1 pseudogene is annotated in these 366 nt (G+C 75.1%); it reads left to right on the top strand.

The annotated features are described in order from the left end of the window. Positions 1-366 (top strand): annotated as a pseudogene (locus AC5RUJ_RS18700) (thiol reductant ABC exporter subunit CydD); the annotation flags it as partial.

Raw genomic sequence — 366 nt, 5'->3', positions numbered from 1 at the left:
GGCGTGCAGCGGCGGAGGAAGCGCTGGCGCAGGTCAATGCCGCCGGCCTGGCGGACGCGGACACCGGCGACCTCAGCCCGGGAGAGCTGCGCCGCGTGGCCGTGGCACGGGCTTTGGCCCGGGTTGACCATGTCCCCGGGGTGGACGTGCTGCTGGCCGATGAACCTACCGCGCACGTGGATGAGCGCAGTGCCCGGGCCATCGAGGCCGCGCTGGACGGTCTCCGCGGCAGGGTGACCACCGTGCTGGTGGCGCACGACCCGGACACCGCGGCGCTCGCCGACCACGTGGTGCCGGTGGTGCCGGCGTCCGGGGAACCCGTTGCTGCCGCCCCGTCGGGTACGGATGGTGTGCGGTCCCCGGCAC

The sequence above is a fragment of the Arthrobacter sp. Y3223164 genome (assembly GCF_059091005.1).
Note: the sequence above shows the minus strand (reverse complement) of the source record. Positions and strands in the feature narration are given on the sequence as shown.